The following is a 20,149-nucleotide window of genomic DNA, read 5'->3' as shown; positions in this document are numbered from 1 at the left end:
ATTCTTAATCTATGATAGAAGAAATATCCTGCATCATGAGGGGAGCGAACTGTCATTAATCTTGAAACAATCGGAAAGAAAATTAAAGAACTGCGATTACGAAAAAAATTAACCCAGCAACAAGTTGCAGATTCTGTTGGCATTTCCAAAAGTATGCTATCTAAAATTGAAAACGGACAAACTGCTTCTGCTATAGCAACATTATCCAAAATCAGTGAAGTACTGGAAGTTTCTCTCTCTTGGATTTTAGATGAACGAAAAGAAGAGGATTTAGTATTGTTACCTAAGGCAAGTCGGAGAGCAAGATTTGGGGACGAGAATATGGGATATTCTTATGAGTTACTAGCCAATCGTTCATCATTATCTGGCTTTGAACCTACTATTGTCCATGTTACACCAAAAAATATTAATTCACGTGAAGAGACCTATACCCATTCTCAAGACGAATTTATTTTCGTTTTAGATGGCTCCATCTATCTTTTATATGATGGAAAAAATACTTTATGGAAAAAGGCGATAGTGCATGCTTCCAAGGTTCCAAGCCACATTTATTTGTACCAGTGGATGAGAATGAAGCGAAAGTATTAACATTTTTTATTGATAATCCTTTATAAAACCTTGCACATTGATTCGTGTCAGGTTTTTTTGTTATACAATAGTAAAAGACTATTAATCTAAATGTAGCTTACTATTGATAACCTTGAGAAAAAGGTGTGACCTAAACTAGTTTCAATTACCTATTATGAAAAAGTTATATTTTTTTAGTTGAAAATGTAATCGTTTTCATGTTACGATATTTAACAGAATTTAATGAAAATAAAGAATAAAATATTCTTAATGATTCACGCATCATAATCCCTCGACTTCGTAATTCTTCTATTACATGTAAAGACTAGTAAATTTTTTATCATCTCTGTTCAGCTTTCAATTTTTCACCTTTTACGTATGTTCTCTAGTTGAAATCGACTAGTTAACTTACATATAAATTTTTAAAGGAGGTAACTTATGGAGAAGGTAAAAAACAGATGGCTTATCGCAGCTTCAGCACTAGGTGTACACCTGTCAATTGGCTCAGCATACGCATGGAGTGTATTCACAAATCCAATGATTGATGATTACGGATGGACACAGACACAAGTTTCAACTGCTTTTAGTATTGCAATCTTTATTTTAGGTTTTTCTGCTGCTTTTATGGGACGCTTTGTTGAAAAGAATGGGCCAAAGAAATCTAGTATGTTAGCAGCTATTTTCTTTGGTGTTGGGGTAGCTGGATCAGGATTCGCAACCATGTTAGAATCACTGCCGTTATTATATCTGTTCTATGGCATTATTGGTGGTATTGGATTGGGAATTGGATACATATCCCCAGTTTCCACCCTAGTAAAATGGTTTCCGGATAGACGTGGTTTAGCAACTGGATTGGCGATAATGGGATTTGGATTTGCTGCCATCTTAAGCGGTCCTGCCATTGAGACGTTAATTGGTTTAGTAGGAATTTCTAATACATTCTTTATTCTAGGTACTATTTACTTTATCGTGATGACGGTGTCAGCACAATATCTAGCTCCACCCCCTGAAGGATGGGCTCCAAAAGGCTTTGTTGAGAAACAAGAAGCTGGAAAAACAAAAATTAAAATTAAGGAGGATTTATCACAACTTACAGCTAATGAAGCGATAAAAACTAGACGGTTTTGGATGCTATGGCTGATGTTATTCATTAATGTCACATGTGGTATTGCAATACTTGCTGTTGCCTCACCTATGGCACAAGAAATTACTGGAATGACAGCAATTGCAGCAGCTGCCATGGTTGGCGTATTGGGATTATTTAATGGTGGAGGAAGAATTGGTTGGGCATCGTTAAGTGACTATATTGGTCGACCTAATGTGTATACAGCATTTTTTGTCATCCAAGTCATAGCATTTACGATTCTACCATTTGCTTCTAACCCAATTCTATTTCAAATTCTATTATTTGCAATTTTAACATGTTATGGAGGAGGATTTGCCTCTGTTCCGGCTTATATTGGAGATTTATTTGGAACCAAGCAGTTAGGTGCAATCCATGGTTATATCCTAACAGCATGGGCAATGGCTGGAGTGGTTGGGCCAATTTTACTTTCACTTATCTATGACAATACGGGTAGTTATACGCTAACAATGACAATATTCTCCATCATGTTTGCAGTTGCACTAGGTCTTTCATTATGGATACGTGCGGATATGAAACGTCTTCGTGGTGCACAACAGAAGCAAGCAGTTAAACATGCGACAGCTGCCACAATGGAAGAACAGTAATTTTATTGATAAAGGGTCGACTACCATCAGGTTAGTCCGACCCTATAAGTATATAGAAGAACTATTGAAGGAGGAGAGTTTGTGGGGAACACAAAACATACTGGCCCAATAAAGCTCACCAAAAAACCAGATCCAAAGTTATGGGTTAGTAAGGTGCCATTTGGTCTAGGTAAAGTTAAACCGCATCATATTAGAGATACGATGAAGGTTGTATGGGAAAATAAAGATAATTTACCATATGCAACTAGAATTCTAACTCAGGGCGTTTGTGATGGTTGTGCATTGGGGGTCTCAGGTCTTAGAGATCAAACATTACAAGGTCCACATGTTTGTACGACAAGACTTAATGTTTTACGTTTAAATACAATGGGTCCAATTAAGGAGAGCGTTCTACACGCAGACATAGAGGAGCTTAGGAAAATGTCCAGTACTGAGCTCAGAAAATTAGGGAGGATTCCATACCCATTAATGAGAAAACCGGGAGACAAGAATTTTATTCGGATTACCTGGGACGAGGCAATGAGCCAAATTGCAGAAAAAATGAAGCAGATTAATCCAAAGCAAGCGGCTTTTTATACGACTTCAAGAGGGATTACGAATGAGTCGTACTATACTTTAGCAAAGGTGTCTCGTTTTCTTGGGGTGAACAACGTAGATAATGCATCAAGAATATGTCATTCGCCATCGAAAACGGCGCTAAGCCGTTCAATAGGTGTAGGTGCTTCCACCTGTAATTATAAAGATTGGATTGGGACGGATGTATTAGTATTTTGGGGTTCTGTGGCAGCAAATAATCAGCCAGTTTCCACAAAGTATATGTATGCTGCAAAGCGTAAAGGAACCAAAATTATCATCATTAATCCGTACTATGAACCGGCAATGGAGAATTATTGGGTTCCATCCATTGCAGAGTCAGCTTTATTCGGTACGAAAATCGCCGATGATTTCTACCAGGTTAATATCGGTGGAGATATTGCTTTTATGCATGGAATTATGAAACATTGGTTTGAAATGGAGAAACAAGAATATGGTTCTGCCTTAGACCATGAATTTATAAGTAACCATGTTAATGGTATGGATGAATTACGTAATAAGGTACTGTCATTTACATGGGAACAGTTAGAAAAATCATCTGGCATTACGAAAGAACGGATGCGAGAGTTAGCCATACTATTAGCGAAGTCTAAGTCCGCTGTATTTGTATGGTCAATGGGACTAACACAGCATCGTTTTGGAACTGATAATATATCACAAGTAGCCAATTTAGCATTATTACGAGGTTTCCTTGGAAGAGAGCACTGTGGATTAATGCCAATTCGGGGACATTCCGGTGTTCAAGGGTCATCTGAAATGGGGGCAGATCCATTTTCTTTACCTGGCGGTGGTTTAGACGAGAAAAATCGAGCACGGATTGAAGCTATATGGGGATTTGATATTCCAGATTGGCAAGGAGATATTGTTGGAGTTTCATTGGAAAATGCACTGCTACCAGAAGAACATGAGCGAAAACTGAAACTCTATTATATGTCTGGAGGGAATTTCCTAGAAACAATGCCAGATCCGGATTTTGTCAAAGATAGTTTAGAAAATATTGATATACGCGTTCATCAGGATATTATCTTAAACACTTCCACACTATTAGACGCGAAAGAGGCTGTGATTATATTACCAGCAATGACTAGATATGAGCAACCAGGTGGTGGCACATCTACTTCAACGGAGAGAATGGTTTATTTTTCGCCAGAAATTAAAGGCCCGAGAATTGAGGAAGCTAGATCCGAATGGGAGATTTATATTGATCTGGCGAAAAGAGTGAAGCCTGAGAATAAACATATAATAGAATTCAAGGATGCATTCGAAATAAGAGAAGAGATTGCTAAAGCAGCTCCTAATTATGATGGTATACAGTATCTAAAGCAAAAAGGAGATTTATTTCAATGGGGTGGTGCATGGCTATGTGAAGATGGGGTATGTCCTACACCTGATGGAAAGGGTAATCTCATCACAGTAGAGCTCCCTGAGTTACGTAAGCCAGAAGGACATTTCTATGTGACGACTAGACGTGGTAAACAATTTAACTCTATGATATACAATGATAAGGACCCTTTTAATGCAGCAGATCGTTATGATGTACTAATCAATCGAGATGATGGTGATGAGCTTGGTATAAAAGAAGGCGATGCTATTGTTGTCTTTAATCAATATGGCTCATTTACAGGGCGGGCAAAATTTGAACCGGTTAAATCTGGAAATATTCAAGTCCATTGGCCAGAAGGAAATTCGCTCATTCCGAAAGGGGTATATGAAGAATTTGCTGGCATTCCAGAGTACAATACGGCAGTAATTGTAGAAAAAGCCGAAACCTATTATGCGCAAAAAGATACGAAATATGTGGAGAAACGTGTAGAAGAATTAGAACTTGAACCACATTAAAAGGTGGATGAAAATGAGTGATATAACACAGGATGGATGGGAAATCGTTCGCTTTCATGGGAATGAACGATTGACGATGGAGGAAGAAGTTGTAGAAGAATTTCCTCTTACCATTCTATTAAATGGTGAGGAATTTGCAACGTTAGTCTGTTCACCTACTAATCTAGAAGAATTGATTATTGGATTTCTTGCCTCAGAGGGAATCATTCGCTTCTATAATGAAATAAAAAATATGGTATTGGATGTGAATCTTGGTTTTGCTTATATAGAATTGAATCGAGAGATTAATTTCTCCGAGCAGGATCATTCCAAGCGCTTCATCGGGTCATGTTGTGGGAAGAGTAGACAATTTTATTTTAAAAGCGATGTGAAAACTGCTAAGACGATTACTAGCCGGTTAACTATTTCCGTAGAACAATGCTATAATTTAATGAAAGAATTACAGTTGCGTTCTGAGCAATTTAGAAGAACAGGCGGTGTGCATAACGCAGGGCTAGCAACTCCTGATGGTTTACTTGAAGTTCGCACCGATATCGGCAGACATAATGCACTAGATAAAGTTTATGGAACAGTACTCCAACGGAAGATTGCACTCGCTGATAAGCTGATAGTTTTTAGTGGAAGGATTTCTTCTGAAGTATTACTGAAAGTATCCAAAATTGGTGTCGGATTAATTTTATCTAAGTCAGCACCTACCGACTTAGCATTAAATCTTGCAACAGATCTAGGGATTACTGTAATTGGTTTTGCAAGAGGAAATAAAATGAATGTCTATACACATCCTTACAGAATTCAAGAAGTGAATATGGATACTTGCCAAAAATAATGGTTAGGCAATGGAGCTGTATTTTTGTAATAGAATATAGCTCCTATCCATAGATTAATAGTTAAGACATATAGGAGGAGGCCTACATATGAGCATGAATATTACTGATAAATTTGGTCGGCCCTTACAGGATTTAAGAATCTCCGTAACAGATCGTTGCAATTTCCGCTGTACATATTGTATGCCTAAGGAGATCTTTGGTAAGGATTATCCATTTTTGCCGAAGAGCCATTTGCTCTCATTTGAAGAGATTGAAAGAATCGCCAGAGCCTTTGTGAATCTAGGGGTGAAAAAGATTCGTTTAACAGGTGGAGAGCCTTTATTACGGAGAGATTTACCAGGTTTAATTCAAAAGCTTTCAGCGATAGAAGGATTAGGGGATATTGGATTAACGACTAATGCAACATTACTTGAGAAGATGGCTGAAAGTTTAAAAGCGGCAGGCTTAAAGAGAATAAATGTAAGTCTAGACGCTTTAGATAATAATTTATTTCAATCGATTAACGAGAGTGGTATTAGCACGGAACGCGTTTTACAAGGGATAGACAAGGCAGTTGAAGTAGGACTTGAAGTGAAAGTAAATATGGTGGTAAAAAAAGGAATGAATGAGCAAGAAATTGTTCCAATGGCTCGGTATTTCAAGAATAGAGGAATAACGCTTCGGTATATAGAATTTATGGATGTTGGAAAGACAAACGGCTGGGACTTTAGTAAGGTTGTTTCTAAGAAGGAAATCTACCATCAATTATCTCAACATTTCGAATTAAAACCTGTCGAATCAGCTTACATAGGTGAAGTAGCGAAACGTTACCGTTATGCTGGAACAAGCACGGAAGTAGGCTTTATTACGTCTGTTACTGAATCATTCTGTTCTACATGTACTAGGGCGAGAATTGCGGCAGATGGTATGATGTATACTTGTTTATTTGCCACAAAGGGATTTGATTTTAGGGAATTACTCCGTTCCGATATATCGGATGAGGAGATAGAGAGAGCAATTATTTCAATTTGGAACAAAAGAACGGATCGCTACTCGGATGAACGGACGGAAGAAACAGTACGAAATAAAGACAGAATCGAAATGTCATATATTGGCGGGTAAATTATAAGAATGATTAGTGAGGAAAGAAAATGGATAATCGTTATTCACGACAAGAATTATTTAGACAAGTAGGAAAAAAGGGGCAGGAAAAAATCCAACAAAAACACGTTCTTATCATAGGTTGTGGTGCGTTAGGAACTGCTAATGCCGAAAGTCTTGTACGTGCTGGAGTTGGAAAACTAACGATTGTGGATCGTGATTATGTTGAACCAAGTAACTTGCATAGGCAACAGCTATTCACCGAACAGGATTGTTTTCAGCAACTACCGAAGGCAATAGCTGCTAAGGAGCATTTGTCACAAATAAATTCTAATGTTGACATACAAGTATTTGTGATGGATGGAAACTATACAAATTTGCTGCCAATATTACGAGATGTCGACCTCGTTATTGATGCAACAGATAACTTTGATATTCGCTACATGATGAATGATTTAGTCCATCAAGAGAATGTACCATGGATATTCGGGTCCTGTGTAGGGAGTACGGGGATGAGTTTTACAGTTTTACCTGGTAAAACTCCTTGTTTGCAATGTATTTTGGATGCTACACCAGTTTCCGGAGCAACCTGTGACTCAGTTGGTATTATCGCTCCTGCTGTACAAATGGTTGTCGCGCATCAGCAGTCAGAGGCCATCAAGATATTAGTGGAGGATTTTACTGCATTAAGGTCCAAGCTTGTAACATTTGATTTGTGGAACAATCTTTATCATACCGTTGATATGACACGTTCTAAAAAAGAACGATGCCCAACTTGTGGTGTGAATCCTAGTTACCCATATTTACAATATGAAACTCAAACGAAAATGGAAGTTCTATGTGGGAGAAATACCGTACAAATAAGGGCGAAACGTAAGGTTCAGTTGGACGAGTTGGAACAACGTTTAAGTCGGATTGGAAAAGTAAATAAAAATCCTTTCTTGCTTTCACTTGAATACGCTACATATCGCATTGTTATTTTTAAGGATGGGAGAGTTCTTGTCCACGGAACAGATTCACTAGAACTAGCTAGAAATATATACTATCAGTTGGTTGGATAGGAGGTACGATAATGGTAGTAGAGAGAAGAAAGCCTATTAAGGTAACTGAAGCGATAGAACGCGTGATGGCTTATAAGAAAATCGGTGGTGTGCGCGTAGTCCCGATAGAAGATTCTTATGGGCATTTTCTTGGTCACGACTTACTTGCAGATCACGATGTACCTTTTTTTAACCGTTCTCCCTATGATGGATTTGCTGTCCGTTCAGTAGATACAGAAGGTGCATCTAGAAATAATCCAGTAACCTTTGAAGTGATAGGAGAGATTGGTGCTGGAAGTGTTTTTAATGGCCAAGTCAATGAACAACAGGCTGTGAGAATTATGACTGGAGCACAGGTGCCGGCTGATTGTGATGCGGTTGTTATGCTTGAATTAGTAGATGAATTTTTACAAGACGGAAAACCGTATTTTCGTTTAAAGCGAGCTACTAAAGTCGGCGAAAACATATCGTTTACCGGAGAAGATACTAAAAAAGGTACTGTTTTAGCAACTAGAGGTACATACATTAACCCAGGAATCGTTGCATTGCTGGCTACATTTGGCTATAAGGAGGTTCCGGTCAGTATAAAACCAAGGGTAGGTATTATTGCAACTGGTAGTGAATTACTGGATGTAGATCAGCCACTTGAACCTGGTAAAATCCGTAATAGTAATGCCTATATGGTATATGCGCAAATACAACGGGCAGGTGGAACACCTATGTATTTTGGGCAATTTAGTGATGATTTTAATACGTGTTTTAGCCAAATTTCGAAGGCTTTGGAAGATGTTGATATACTGATTACAACTGGTGGTGTTTCGGTTGGAGATTATGATTATCTACCTGAAATTTATAAAAAATTAAATGCAAATGTTCTATTTAATAAAATAGCGATGAGACCAGGAAGTGTAACGACAGTGGCTGAATTAAATGGGAAATTATTATTCGGCTTATCGGGAAATCCATCCGCATGCTATGTAGGATTTGAACTTTTTACAAGACCAATTATCCGCGAATATCTACAGGCTAATCATTCTTTTCTCAAAAAAGAAAAGGCATTTTTAGGTGCGGATTTCAAAAAACCCAACCCTTTTGACCGTTTTGTTCGAGGTCATTTAGATTTCCGAGATGGTTGTTTAATTGCTAATCCAGTTGGCTTAGATAAATCCAATGTAGTATCCTCACTTGGACATGCTAATGTATTGATACAGCTTCCTGGTGGAAGTAGGGGTTATCAAGCTGGGATGGAGGTTTCCGTTATTCTTCTAGAAGACCAAGAAGGTACAACCTTTGAAGGCTTTGTGCTAGGTGGGATACATACAAGGAGGGAAAGGATACATGAGTAAGAAGATGTATGAGATAGTTGAGAACCCGATTCAAGTTGAAAGAGTTGTGGAGAAGGTAACCCGTAGAGAAGCAGGAGCGATTACGACCTTCATAGGAACTGTTCGAGAATGGACCAATCAAAAGCGAACAATTTATTTAGAATATCAAGCGTATAAACCGATGGCTGTCAAAATGTTAACCCAGATAGGAGAAGAAATTAAAATGAAATGGGAGAATACAGAAGTTGCCATCACACATAGGATAGGTCGATTAGATATAGCTGAAATAGCTGTTGTTATTGCTGTGTCCTCTCCACATCGAAAAGCTGCATATGAAGCGAATGAATATGCGATTGAACGAATTAAGCAAATTGTGCCTATATGGAAGAAAGAACACTGGGAGAGTGGAGAAACATGGATAGGTGACCAACTTGGAAAAGTATCCTACCCAAGTGGACAACCGTTATCTGTTGGAAAGGAGGAATAGGATTGATTACCGTGTTATTTTTTGCTCAACTTCAAGAGGTTATCGGAAAGGAACGTATAGAATTTGAAGCATCTAATATTACCGTAGGTGAGTTAAAGGAGAAGCTAATGAGATCATTTCAGCTATCTCAACTAGAAAATGTTATGACAGCTATCAATGAGGAGTATGCGCTAGCGGAGGATGTTGTATCAGATGGAGATATAGTCGCGTTTATCCCTCCTGTTAGTGGGGGATAAGGATGAAGGTGTTTCAAATCGTTGGCTACAAAAATAGTGGGAAGACAACGTTTACGAAAGAACTGATCACATATCTTTCCGCTAGAGGGATAGTGGTTGGTTCACTGAAGAATCATGGACATGGAGGCTTACCAATTGGTATCGAGGATTCGGATAGTGAACAGCATCGTGCTGCGGGTTCTGCTATAGCTGGCGTTATTGGTGATGGTATGCTGCAATTATCTCATGCGACCCATTGGAAGGTAGATGATATTTTTCTAGTTTATGAGAAGCTGGGGACGGATATTTTAATAGTAGAAGGGTTTAAGCGTCTCCCTTTTCCAAAAATAGTGTTACTGAGAAAAGAAGAGGAGTCACCATTATTAGTACAGCTAGAAAATATTAAGGGAGTAATGAAACCAAAAGAGGTAAATGTTAACAGTTTTAGTGGTGCCATTTTTCATGATGAGGATAGGAAAAAAGCCATCGAATGGATCTATAATAGTTTTCAAGAGGGGATAATATGATGGATAATAGGATTGGCGGAATTATACTAGCTGGTGGCATGTCCAGGAGATTTGGATCACCGAAGGCATTTGCCAAGTTAGATGGAATACCTTTCTATGAATATATTATCAATGCGATGAAGCCGGTCACTGATTCGATTGTCATTGTAACGAATGATAAATTAATAGAACGTTTTCAAGTCAATGCCCCAACTATCGAAATTATTACAGACAACCCTACAATCTCAGGGTATGGACCGTTGGCAGGGATATATTCAGGAATGGATTATCTAGCTTTTGATTGGTACCTTATTTCACCAATTGATATACCTTATATAGAAGTGTCTGTTTATCAAACACTACTCCAACATATTAGTTATAACACGGAGGCAATAATTCCAATTGTAAATGGTAGAATACAACCATTAGTTTCAATTTTTCATAGGTCCATTATGGATAAAATAGCCGCACAACTAAACCGAAAGGAATTATCCTTAAAGCAATTATTGTCCAAATGTAAAGTAGATTACATAGAAATGAACAACGAGAAAGCCTTTCAAAATATTAATTATCGAGAGGACTTACAAATAGATTCTGTAAAGGATATAACAGATAGTTAGGAGGCGAGAGTATGTTATCAGCTCACCGCCAAGATGCAAAACAGATGGTGAAGTGTGGTGTCATAACAATAAGTGATACGAGAACAATAGATACGGATAAAAGTGGGGCATTCATCAAAGAATTACTCCAAACTGCAGGACATAACGTCATGCAATATGAAATTGTTCAAGATGAGACCCTATTCATTCAACAGAAGGTTAAGGAAATGACAGTGAATAAAGAAATCGAAGCGATTATCATGAATGGTGGTACAGGAATCTCGAATCGAGATGTAACAATCGAAGCTATTCAACCATTATTTTCGAAGGAACTACCAGGATTTGGGGAATTGTTTCGGATGCTAAGCTATCAATTGGACATCGGGTCAGCAAGTATCATGTCCCGAGCTATTGCAGGCGTTATCAATAATTGTATCGTCTTTTCCATACCAGGTTCGGTTAAAGCGGTTAAGTTAGCAATGGAAAAATTGATTTTACCAGAGTTAGGTCATGCGGTTGGTGAACTTGCTAAAGATAGGGTGTAAAAAAGTACTGAACATATCTTTTACTTGTTCAGTACTATTATTGTTTCTATGTATGTAATTTAACTATTTTTGATGATTAGATTGCCGTTTATAATCTCCGCTTTTACCGCCACTTTTTTCTACTAAATAAGTTGAACCGATAGTCATGCCTTTATCAACTGCTTTACACATATCATATATGGTCAGTGCTGTAATCGAAGCGGCTGTTAATGCTTCCATTTCTACACCGGTACTACCGACTGTTTTCACTTCGGTCTGAATGATAAGTTCAACCGTATTATTTTCTATTTCCTTCCATTCAAATGAAATGTCCACCCCGCTTAATGGGATTGGATGGCACATCGGAATAAGGAATGAAGTTTGTTTAGCTGCCATAATTCCTGCAACTTGAGCAACGGCAAGAACATCGCCTTTTTTAATTTTTTGGCTACGGATTGCTTGGTAAACATGATCATTCATGAAAATACTAGATCTTGCTGTCGCAATTCTTGCGGTTGCTTGTTTTTCAGAGATATCTACCATTTTCGCACGACCATCTTCGTTAAAATGAGTAAGCATTCATGATCCCCCTTAAAGCTTGATCTTACTATATCTTATGGGAGGAATCGGAATTATACAAGTATATCTTGCCTCAACGAGAGACAAATGGGTTATTGGAAACCCAGAACCGGTATGGATATTCCTTTGCCTCTCCTGCGTTGTCTATTCCTATTCTTTTTCCTTGTGAAATAGAAGTAGGTTTCTTTCCTTTTGCAATTAGTAAGGAAGATTGATGGAATGCTTTCCCATAGTCTTCCATCGTAATTCCAAGTGCTTTCGTTAGTTTACCCGGGCCATTCGTTAAATGATTTAATCTGCTAACAGGTCTACTATTTAACATGATGTTTATTCCCGTATAAGGCTCTACAGCTCGAATTAATACCGCTTCTGGTGTTCCAATCGGACCTGAGACGACATTCACTAAACGATGAGTATGCATTTGATAAATATAGGCTAGTCCTGGTTCGTGAAACATAATTTCTGTTCGTTTTGTTCGTCGGTTACCAAAGCTATGTGCCGCACGATCGTTTACACCTAAGTAAGCTTCGGTTTCCACAATATATCCGGAAGTTGTTCCTTCATTTGTATGGTTTACCAGGATACAGCCAAGTAGATTTTTCGCTAATGCTAACGTTGGTTGTGTATAGAAATGTTGAGGAAGAGGGGTGAATTCGATAGGCATTTTTGATCCCTTTCTTTCTTTAGTTATATAGAATACATTCATTACAGTTTTTAAAATAATGAAACCCATTTACTAATAGTATCGTATTAATAGTGGAATAGTCTGCTAATCTGATATCATTAGATGAGATGAAAATTGATTTATAGGAGGATCAGCTTTGGATTTTACTGTGTTTGAAAATAAGACGTCTAAGAAACGTCCGAAAATTTCTAGGGTTAAGGCCATTATTTTATTAATTGCCGTTATATTACTTATAGGTGGTTTCTTGTCAATTGGATTAATAACCGATTTTATCTGGATGGATAGTATAGGCTTTGAGAGTGTTTTTACTACTATTCTAGGCAGCAAGGTGCTACTGGGAAGTATTGGTTTTGTCGTTTTTCTAACTTTGTCAATCATAACATTTTTCTGGATCCGAAGTGCTTATGTTAGTCATCTGAAACAAGAGCAACTTCCACCGATTATCATGGACAAAAAAAAGAGTAGTTTTCTCATTCTTGTTATATCTACTATTATCGGACTATTTGGTAGTGCTCTTGTACAGGGAGTAGGTTGGGAGCCTTTATTAAAATTCCTGAATCAAGCATCCTTTGGAATTACAGATCCATATTTTGATATGGATATCGCTTTTTATATGTATACATTACCTGTTTTGAAAATTGCCCTGAATCTATTGTTAGGGTTGGCGATATTTTATTTCCTAATTGAAGCTGGTTCTTATTCAGTATTCGGTATGTATCGAAAGAGTAAAAAGGCTCAAATCCATTTAGGGGTTACCTTGGGATTTGTAGGTTTATTACTAGCGGGGTTACATTATTTACAACCTTATGAAACATTATTGACAAATAAGGTTAATATTTTTCAAGAGAGTGCAGTTTATGGTTTAAGTTATACCGATCAATTGATTAATATTCCTAAATCCTATGTGTTAGCTGCTGTAGCTATTATTGGTGTTGTATGGATGATTATTGCCATGAATCGAGGCAAAATACTTTCCATGGTGATTCCAATTATTGCTTATCTGTTACTTGTTGTAGTTGGACAACTTGCAAGTGTAGTGGTTCAGAGTTTCGTTGTATCACCAAATGAATTTTCTAAGGAAGAACCATACTTAGCTAACAACTTAGAATACACTCGCGCTGCCTATCAGCTATCTGAAATTGAGGAAGAGGAACATCCAGTGAATGATACGCTTGATCAAGCGATGGTAGAACGTAATGTTAAGACTATTGAGAATGTGCGCATTAATGATGTAAGACCATTACAGGATGTTTATGACCAGACACAGACCATTCGCCCTTATTATACATTTAATGATGTTGATATTGATCGATACATGGTTGATGGTAATTATGAGCAAGTGTTTATTAGTGCAAGGGAATTAAGAACAGAAGATTTATCTGAGCAAGCAAAAACATGGGAAAATCTTAATTTACGATATACTCATGGTTATGGTGTTGTTATGAGTCATGTTAATGAAGTGACACCGCAGGGGCAACCGAAATATATGCTTAATAATTTACCACCTCAAGGAGTAATGGAAATTAAAAAACCTCAAATTTATTTCGGTGAAGAATCCTATGATGAAGTAATTGTTAAGAGTCAAAAGGAAGAGTTTGATTATCCGCAAGGTGGGGATAACGCTACATCACGTTATGAAGCTGAAACTGGAATACCAATGACAGGATTGAATCGCTTGTTATTTGCTATGGATACCGGTAACTTCCGAATGTTAATATCGGATCAAATTAATCAGGATAGCTTGTTACTTCATACACGAAATATTATGGACCGCGTGAATCGTATTGCTCCATTTTTCACCTATGATGAAGACCCATATATTTTTGTTCGAAAAGATGGGAGCTTGGCTTGGATGATGGATGCCTATCTTACGGAAGAATCTTATCCATATGCAGAACCATATGAAAATGATGAAAACTATATTCGTAATTCAGTAAAAGTGGTTGTTGATGCTTATTCTGGTAAGGTTGATTTCTATGTAGTAGATCCTAATGACCCATTACTACAAACTTATCAAAATATCTTCCCCGAATTATTTACAGAAGATATTCCGGAAGATGTTCAGTCACATTTTCGTTATCCAGAAAAGTTATTCACAATTCAGGCCTCTATATATGGAACCTACCATATGTCTAATCTAGAAGTGTTTTATAATCGTGAAGATGTATGGCAATTCCCGACGGAAAAATATTACAATAAAGATGTAACAATGGAACCATATTTTGTTACCATGAAGCTTGATGATAATAAGGAAGAAGAATTTATCTTAATGCAGCCATTTACACCTAGAAATAGGCAAAACATGATTGCATGGATGGGTGTAAGAAATGATGGAGAACATTATGGTGAAATCTTTGTTTATCGTTTTCCGAAGCAAAAGAATGTATATGGTCCTCAGCAAATAGAAAATCGAATTAATCAGGACAGTGTGATTTCACAACAATTAAATCTATGGTCACAAGGTGGTTCGGAAGTTATTAGAGGTAATCTTCTCGCAATACCTATCGAAGACACGATGCTATACGTAGAGCCTATTTATATCGAGTCATCGAATGAAACTTCACTACCAGAAGTAAAACAAGTCGTCGTAGCATACAGTGACTATATTGTAATGGAAGAGAATTTTGAAAAAGCACTGACAAGGATTCTAGAACTTGTTGATCCAAACAATACACAAAAACAAGATTCCAATGACGAAGATAAAGAAAATGAAAATGCTCAAGAAAAGGATCCTATTGTAAACGCAGAGGATACTCTAGTAGAACTATCGGAACTGTTTGATTCTTACCAAGCGGCACTTTCACGTGGAGATTGGCAGGAAGCGGCAGAGCTTATGACTGGGATAGAGGCTATTTTAGCAGAAATTCAATAAAAGAAAGTGCCAGGAGATTGTGCCTGGCACTTTCTTTTCTTACGAGATGGAAAGTGTGATAAATTTACCATTTCTACTTATGTGAATGGCTTTTCCCTAGAGTCACCTTAGTACACATAAGCAGCTCCTACAATTATTAGTAGGATGAAGAGAACTACAATTAATGCGAAGCTATTACTACCGTTATATCCGCCTCCGTTATATCCCATACTGTTCCCTCCTTTATTCTTATTCATTGTTATATTATGGAGGTAACAAGAAATAATCGTGGACGGATATATTAGGAAAATAATAATTAGACTTTTACCATGATTAGGTGGTTGGAATTCTAATACTTATCTTTTTCATCTAGTTCGGAACTAAATTCTGTTTGCATTCTAGTTATGGAATAATCTTTTGGTAAAGTAATAAATTCATTCTCAGCAAATTTTCTCTTCATATACCGGTGATAGAGTATTTCTCCAAGGGCAATGAAAAATGCAGATATTAAGGAAGCATCTGCTAAATTAGTATTTTCTCCAATAAATAGTTGCCCCAATAACCAGACACCTAAGAACGTTAAACCAAAGTCCCCGATAGTAGCCCAAAAATTACTGACATTTGGAAGTACAAATACATCGGCTAAATAGGAGACTACACTTAGGATTATACTAGTCAAAAAGATATCCCCTATTGATACATTATAGAATATACCAAGTACAACCCATAAAACAGCTGTAATAAGAACAAATTTGATTAATAAAGGGATGACATGCTTCATCTATACCAATCCTTTCTATCAGCGATACATTTTAATTTCCCCATTCCAATTTTTTTCATTCTCTTAGTATTCGCCTCAATATTTTCATGAGAAAAAAGCATACTACCTTAAGAGGTGAAATATTGTGTATAAACTATTGTCTCATAATGATTTAGATGGTGTAGGTTGTGGAATACTAGCCAAACTTGCATTTGGAAAACAAGTCAATGTACGGTACAACTCAGTAGGGGGAATAGATAGAGAGGTTTCATGGTTCCTGGAGAAGAAAGAAACGGATACTTTTTTATTTGTAACGGACTTATCTGTTAATGAAGAAAATGAAAAGAAACTTGACGAATTCTATCAAAATGGAGGGAAAGTAAAATTAATCGATCATCATAAAACTGCCCTACATATTAATCAATATGATTGGGGACATATAGAAGTTGAAGATGAAGCGGGTAAATTACAGTCAGCTACTTCTTTATACTATGAATATTTAGTGCGAAATGAAATGCTAGTCGCAAAACCAGCAATAGATGAATTTGTAGAACTAGTGAGACTTTATGATACTTGGGAATGGGAAAAAAGCGGAAACCTTGCAGCTCAACGATTGAACGCCTTATTCTTTCTCATCTCGATTGATGAGTTCGAGGAGAAGATGTTAGAGCGGTTAAAGGAGAACGAACACTTCTATTTTGATGACTTTGAAAAAAGAATATTGGACATGGAAGATGATAAAATAGACCGCTATATACGAAGGAAACGAAGAGAACTGATTCAGAATAAGATAGGTAAATACTATGTGGGGATTGTTTTTGCCGAGTCTTATCATTCAGAGCTGGGAAATGAACTAGGGAAGGACTGTTGGCATTTAGATTACATAGCAATCGTAAATATGGGTAGTAGGAGAATGGGGTTTCGCACAATTCACGATGATGTCGATGTATCTCAAATTGCAAGTGAATATGGTGGGGGAGGGCATGCTAAGGCTTCCGGATGTACAATTACAGACACTGCATATAAACATTTTGTAGAAGAAGTATTTCATTTGGACCCTATTCGGGAGGATGCTAGAAGAAATCGTTATAATTTGAAGGGGAATTCTGTTGGAGTATTATTTCTAGATCCCCATGATTCCCGCTATATGGTATTCGAAGACGAAGGGAAATGGAAATTTGAAAAAGACCATGATAAGACTGATAACAGTTTTTTAACGTTCCAAGAAGCAGAAAAGTATCTGAAAAGAAATCATGCTGTTTGGTTATCGAAAGATGATGAATATGTGAACTATTTAATCGAAATAATAAAGTCAAGACGATAATTTACTCTTCATACGTTAAAATGTGTTGAAAAAATGGGAGGTAATAAGATGCGTAACATACAAAATGGGAATGGTAAGTTTTATATTGGAGACAAGGAAGATAATCCATCGGCAGAGATTACCTATCAAAAGGATGCGAATGGAAATCTGATAGTTGAACATACTTTTGTATCAGAAGAACTTAGGGGTCAAGGAGTGGCTGGTAAGCTTGTTGAAGAATTAGTCCAGTTTGCCAATCAGAATGGAATCAAGATTATACCTGAATGTTCCTTTGCAAAGATGTACATTGAAAAAAATAATTTACAAGAAATATTAGCATAATAAGAAGCAGTGTAGCCAACGATTGCTACACTGCTATTATTGTATTATGGTGAAATTATTTTCAATAAGTGTCATAACAATTCGTTCCTTAGAAACTAGCTTTTCGTCAAATTCAATCTTTATTTCACCATCATTGGTATCTATTAATACCCTTTCTACGCCATCCAGTTTAGTTAGGATTTCTTCTGCTTTTAGAATATTCGGTTCGGATGTAGCTTCTTTTACAAATAATGTTTGTTCACCGATGATAAACTCGCCCCTTTAATAAAGATATTACTCTGTTAGGATTCCCATATTTATAACAATTCATTCACTTTGATATGATACGAATTTACGTGATGACCGTAATTCCTCGCTAAAAAAGGAACAGGTCAACCATTGTAGTTCATACGATGATAATGGGTGTTTATTACAAAACATAACGTCAGCCTATTACAGGGGGAATCGAGTTGTATTATTATTATCCGTATTATAATCAATTTAGGTACTATCCATATCCAGTATACCCTGCTTTCATCACAGAATCGCAACGAGTGGATCAGAGTATACGGCAGAATGTGGTACAGGGTGAAGCGACTTGGACAATGGGTGGACCAATTACACAGTGTGGTACTCCATGGTCAACCAATCAATATATGACAGTTGCTGTTGGGGAAAACTCTCCGTATAAATGTGGGGATGCAATTAAAGTTCATAACCCTGAAAATGCACGTGAAATTATAGCAACGGTAGTGGATGAAGTTAGGGGCTTTCCACCAAATCGGATTAACTTGCACCAGAAAGCTTTTGAAGCTTTGGGGGCTAATTTAAATCAAGGCGTTATTCGAGTTGAGATTACTCCATCACCACAACTGGAGGAAGAAAAGTGGGGGAAATATTTACTCGAATTAGTCCAAACTGCATATCCAAATGCTAGTGTTACAGAATATAACACGGTTAGTAAAGTGGAAATGTCACCAACACAAACAAAAGAAACTTTTGAGTATGTGTTGAGGATACAAAACGAAGAGATAAAAGTTCGAGCAAATGTAATTTACAATCCACAAAATGATAGAGTTATATCATTTGATTTTAACCAAGTTTGAACCGTTGAAATAACGGAATTGGGTGTTAACCGTGTCGTTTTTCTAAAATGAGAAATATACTATTTCTATAATCGCAGGCTATCTACAGTTTTCGTTTGAGGTTTATTGAGCGAGATTGAATATAAGTATGTGATTATACCTATATGTAATATGTCGAAACTTGGTTAATACTCAATTTTCCGAAGAAAAGAACTAATAATGCCTGAAATTACTTAACCACTGGAGATGGCGAATGATGATTAATGGATGGTTTGAATTAATCGTATTGATACTAGCTTCTTTTAGATTAACTAGATTGGTTGTATTTGATAAGATTACTAGCTTTATACGTAAACCATTTCATCATGAGGTAGTAGAAACAGATTCTAATGGAGAGATGTTTACTTATATAGAAATTAAGGGAAGTGGTTTGCAGTATTGGATTGGTGAACTATTAAGCTGTTATTGGTGTACAGGTATATGGTGTGTAGCGATATTATTAGCTTTACAATATGTTTGGCCAGCAGGTGGAGAGGTAATTATCACACTTTTAGCTATTGCGGGGGCAGCAGGAATAATAGAGGCTATCACGCAACGAGTAATTGATTAAACTTTTTAAAGGAGGACGGAAAAATGAATAAACAGGTGAAAGAAGGAAATGAGTCCTCCCTTAAACCACAAAGAAAAAGGGTAAAACGTTCTGGTTGTGGTTGTGGGAAAAGAAGAAAGAAGACTATTAATTAGAAATACACCTTATGGTTGAAAAGGAAATAAACTTTATTCAGTGAGGGATACTATCCCTCACTGTTCCTATATATTTATGGAAAAGTGACTTATGGACAAGCCTATGTTTTTTATATTTCATTTAATTATTATTTCTATTTAAGTGAGCGAAGAAAGACAGTAACACTTCTCATATCTGCGGAATATATTATTCTTGCGATACCGACCTTTGAAAGAATGGAAAGAAGAAATAAGTAAAATATCGTTGACTTATGAATCAAACGAGCGTAATATATATTTTGCTGTCTTAAAATAGACTACTCAGATTTATGGATGGGTTAAAAAACTCTTGTTGACATAATCTGATTAATATGGTAAATTTATTTATGTCGCTGCTACTTGTTATTTCAACAAGTTACGAATTAAAGAAAAAAGTTAGTTGACATAATCCAGATAGTTGTGATATGATATAGAAGTTGTCGCTTGAAACGAAAGCGAAAGTATTTGC

General features: G+C 36.8%; 21 protein-coding genes. 17 read left to right on the top strand and 4 right to left on the bottom strand.

What is annotated here, in order from left to right; translation table 11 throughout:
• The first annotated feature begins 54 nt into the window (after positions 1–54).
• The 12 genes from G5W_RS22515 (at position 55) to G5W_RS0117525 (ending at position 11,355) form a co-directional block, all read left to right on the top strand.
• Positions 55–588, top strand: coding sequence for a helix-turn-helix domain-containing protein (locus G5W_RS22515; protein WP_337445692.1), 534 nt, complete (start codon positions 55–57; stop codon positions 586–588).
• A gap of 417 nt (positions 589–1,005) precedes the next feature.
• On the top strand, positions 1,006–2,298 hold the full coding sequence (locus tag G5W_RS0117575; protein ID WP_010098691.1) for an L-lactate MFS transporter: 1,293 nt from the start codon (positions 1,006–1,008) through the stop codon (positions 2,296–2,298).
• 81 nt (positions 2,299–2,379) lie between these two features.
• Positions 2,380–4,731 carry an FdhF/YdeP family oxidoreductase gene (locus tag G5W_RS0117570; RefSeq protein WP_010098690.1) on the top strand — a complete coding sequence of 784 codons (2,352 nt, stop codon included), beginning with the start codon at positions 2,380–2,382 and terminating at the stop codon, positions 4,729–4,731.
• Positions 4,732–4,744: 13 nt separating this feature from the next.
• A complete protein-coding gene (gene fdhD / locus G5W_RS0117565) occupies positions 4,745–5,557 on the top strand; it encodes a formate dehydrogenase accessory sulfurtransferase FdhD (RefSeq protein ID WP_010098689.1) in 813 nt (270 codons plus the stop codon).
• A gap of 88 nt (positions 5,558–5,645) precedes the next feature.
• Positions 5,646–6,659, top strand: coding sequence for a GTP 3',8-cyclase MoaA (gene moaA / locus G5W_RS0117560; RefSeq protein ID WP_010098688.1), 1,014 nt, complete (start codon positions 5,646–5,648; stop codon positions 6,657–6,659).
• A gap of 29 nt (positions 6,660–6,688) precedes the next feature.
• Positions 6,689–7,699 carry a MoeB/ThiF family adenylyltransferase gene (locus G5W_RS0117555; protein ID WP_010098687.1) on the top strand — a complete coding sequence of 337 codons (1,011 nt, stop codon included), beginning with the start codon at positions 6,689–6,691 and terminating at the stop codon, positions 7,697–7,699.
• A gap of 11 nt (positions 7,700–7,710) precedes the next feature.
• Positions 7,711–9,024, top strand: coding sequence for a molybdopterin molybdotransferase MoeA (locus tag G5W_RS0117550; RefSeq protein WP_010098685.1), 1,314 nt, complete (start codon positions 7,711–7,713; stop codon positions 9,022–9,024).
• Positions 9,017–9,490: a molybdenum cofactor biosynthesis protein MoaE gene (locus tag G5W_RS0117545; protein WP_010098684.1), complete on the top strand. Its 474-nt coding sequence runs from the start codon at positions 9,017–9,019 to the stop codon at positions 9,488–9,490. Before G5W_RS0117550 ends, G5W_RS0117545 begins: the two co-directional genes overlap by 8 nt.
• Before the next feature lie 2 nt (positions 9,491–9,492).
• A complete protein-coding gene (moaD, locus tag G5W_RS0117540) occupies positions 9,493–9,726 on the top strand; it encodes a molybdopterin converting factor subunit 1 (protein ID WP_010098683.1) in 234 nt (77 codons plus the stop codon).
• A 2-nt stretch (positions 9,727–9,728) separates the two neighbouring features.
• Complete coding sequence (gene mobB, locus G5W_RS0117535; RefSeq protein ID WP_010098682.1) at positions 9,729–10,232, top strand: molybdopterin-guanine dinucleotide biosynthesis protein B; 504 nt, start codon at positions 9,729–9,731, stop codon at positions 10,230–10,232.
• On the top strand, positions 10,232–10,831 hold the full coding sequence (mobA, locus tag G5W_RS0117530; RefSeq protein WP_010098680.1) for a molybdenum cofactor guanylyltransferase: 600 nt from the start codon (positions 10,232–10,234) through the stop codon (positions 10,829–10,831). The genes mobB and mobA overlap by 1 nt, the downstream gene beginning before the upstream one ends.
• 11 nt (positions 10,832–10,842) lie before the next feature.
• A complete protein-coding gene (locus tag G5W_RS0117525) occupies positions 10,843–11,355 on the top strand; it encodes a MogA/MoaB family molybdenum cofactor biosynthesis protein (RefSeq protein WP_010098679.1) in 513 nt (170 codons plus the stop codon).
• Between the two features lie 63 nt (positions 11,356–11,418).
• On the opposite strand, the gene moaC is transcribed toward G5W_RS0117525, so the two are convergent.
• Positions 11,419–11,913: a cyclic pyranopterin monophosphate synthase MoaC gene (gene moaC / locus G5W_RS0117520; protein WP_010098678.1), complete on the bottom strand. Its 495-nt coding sequence runs from the start codon at positions 11,911–11,913 to the stop codon at positions 11,419–11,421.
• Between the two features lie 73 nt (positions 11,914–11,986).
• Entirely contained in the window at positions 11,987–12,577 is a 591-nt protein-coding gene (locus G5W_RS0117515; RefSeq protein WP_029191180.1) for a DNA-3-methyladenine glycosylase, read from the bottom strand.
• Between the two features lie 157 nt (positions 12,578–12,734).
• On the opposite strand from G5W_RS0117515, the gene G5W_RS0117510 reads away from it, so the two are divergent.
• A complete protein-coding gene (locus G5W_RS0117510; protein WP_010098676.1) occupies positions 12,735–15,470 on the top strand; it encodes a UPF0182 family membrane protein in 2,736 nt (911 codons plus the stop codon).
• Positions 15,471–15,577: 107 nt separating this feature from the next.
• On the opposite strand, the gene G5W_RS23440 is transcribed toward G5W_RS0117510, so the two are convergent.
• Both G5W_RS23440 and G5W_RS21550 read right to left on the bottom strand, forming a co-directional pair.
• The gene (locus tag G5W_RS23440) at positions 15,578–15,679 is read right to left on the bottom strand and encodes a YjcZ family sporulation protein (RefSeq protein WP_010098675.1); all 102 of its coding nucleotides are present in this window, start codon (positions 15,677–15,679) and stop codon (positions 15,578–15,580) included.
• 119 nt (positions 15,680–15,798) lie between these two features.
• Complete coding sequence (locus G5W_RS21550; RefSeq protein WP_010098673.1) at positions 15,799–16,230, bottom strand: YndM family protein; 432 nt, start codon at positions 16,228–16,230, stop codon at positions 15,799–15,801.
• Positions 16,231–16,354: 124 nt separating this feature from the next.
• Here G5W_RS21550 and G5W_RS0117490 point away from each other — a divergent pair, with 124 nt between their 5' ends.
• The 4 genes from G5W_RS0117490 to G5W_RS0117475 all read left to right on the top strand — a co-directional run bounded on the left by G5W_RS0117490 (position 16,355) and on the right by G5W_RS0117475 (position 19,528).
• The gene (locus G5W_RS0117490; protein ID WP_010098670.1) at positions 16,355–17,533 is read left to right on the top strand and encodes a DHH family phosphoesterase; all 1,179 of its coding nucleotides are present in this window, start codon (positions 16,355–16,357) and stop codon (positions 17,531–17,533) included.
• Between the two features lie 48 nt (positions 17,534–17,581).
• Positions 17,582–17,854 (top strand): GNAT family N-acetyltransferase, encoded by a 273-nt coding sequence (locus G5W_RS0117485; RefSeq protein ID WP_010098669.1) that lies wholly within the window; start codon positions 17,582–17,584, stop codon positions 17,852–17,854.
• A 449-nt stretch (positions 17,855–18,303) separates the two neighbouring features.
• A complete protein-coding gene (locus G5W_RS0117480; RefSeq protein WP_010098668.1) occupies positions 18,304–18,939 on the top strand; it encodes a DUF3889 domain-containing protein in 636 nt (211 codons plus the stop codon).
• Positions 18,940–19,174: 235 nt separating this feature from the next.
• Positions 19,175–19,528: a DUF1360 domain-containing protein gene (locus tag G5W_RS0117475; protein ID WP_010098667.1), complete on the top strand. Its 354-nt coding sequence runs from the start codon at positions 19,175–19,177 to the stop codon at positions 19,526–19,528.
• The last annotated feature ends 621 nt before the right edge of the window (positions 19,529–20,149 follow it).

Origin of the sequence: Ornithinibacillus scapharcae TW25, assembly GCF_000190475.1 — a bacterium.
Lineage (GTDB): Bacteria > Bacillota > Bacilli > Bacillales > Amphibacillaceae > Ornithinibacillus > Ornithinibacillus scapharcae.
The sequence above is the reverse complement of the archived record's forward strand: the minus strand, read 5'-3'. Positions and strand labels throughout refer to the sequence as shown.

Excerpts from the sequence above, each read along its gene's own strand:
- G5W_RS0117575 (WP_010098691.1), top strand. The coding sequence starts at position 1,006 with ATGGAGAAGGTAAAAAACAGATGGCTTATCGCAGCTTCAGCACTAGGT.
- fdhD (WP_010098689.1), top strand. The coding sequence starts at position 4,745 with ATGAGTGATATAACACAGGATGGATGGGAAATCGTTCGCTTTCATGGG.
- moaA (WP_010098688.1), top strand. The coding sequence starts at position 5,646 with ATGAGCATGAATATTACTGATAAATTTGGTCGGCCCTTACAGGATTTA.
- G5W_RS0117555 (WP_010098687.1), top strand. The coding sequence starts at position 6,689 with ATGGATAATCGTTATTCACGACAAGAATTATTTAGACAAGTAGGAAAA.
- G5W_RS0117550 (WP_010098685.1), top strand. The coding sequence starts at position 7,711 with ATGGTAGTAGAGAGAAGAAAGCCTATTAAGGTAACTGAAGCGATAGAA.
- G5W_RS0117545 (WP_010098684.1), top strand. The coding sequence starts at position 9,017 with ATGAGTAAGAAGATGTATGAGATAGTTGAGAACCCGATTCAAGTTGAA.
- mobB (WP_010098682.1), top strand. The coding sequence starts at position 9,729 with ATGAAGGTGTTTCAAATCGTTGGCTACAAAAATAGTGGGAAGACAACG.
- mobA (WP_010098680.1), top strand. The coding sequence starts at position 10,232 with ATGGATAATAGGATTGGCGGAATTATACTAGCTGGTGGCATGTCCAGG.
- G5W_RS0117525 (WP_010098679.1), top strand. The coding sequence starts at position 10,843 with ATGTTATCAGCTCACCGCCAAGATGCAAAACAGATGGTGAAGTGTGGT.
- moaC (WP_010098678.1), bottom strand. The coding sequence starts at position 11,913 with ATGCTTACTCATTTTAACGAAGATGGTCGTGCGAAAATGGTAGATATC.
- G5W_RS0117515 (WP_029191180.1), bottom strand. The coding sequence starts at position 12,577 with ATGCCTATCGAATTCACCCCTCTTCCTCAACATTTCTATACACAACCA.
- G5W_RS23440 (WP_010098675.1), bottom strand. The coding sequence starts at position 15,679 with ATGGGATATAACGGAGGCGGATATAACGGTAGTAATAGCTTCGCATTA.
- G5W_RS21550 (WP_010098673.1), bottom strand. The coding sequence starts at position 16,230 with ATGAAGCATGTCATCCCTTTATTAATCAAATTTGTTCTTATTACAGCT.
- G5W_RS0117485 (WP_010098669.1), top strand. The coding sequence starts at position 17,582 with ATGCGTAACATACAAAATGGGAATGGTAAGTTTTATATTGGAGACAAG.
- G5W_RS0117475 (WP_010098667.1), top strand. The coding sequence starts at position 19,175 with ATGATTAATGGATGGTTTGAATTAATCGTATTGATACTAGCTTCTTTT.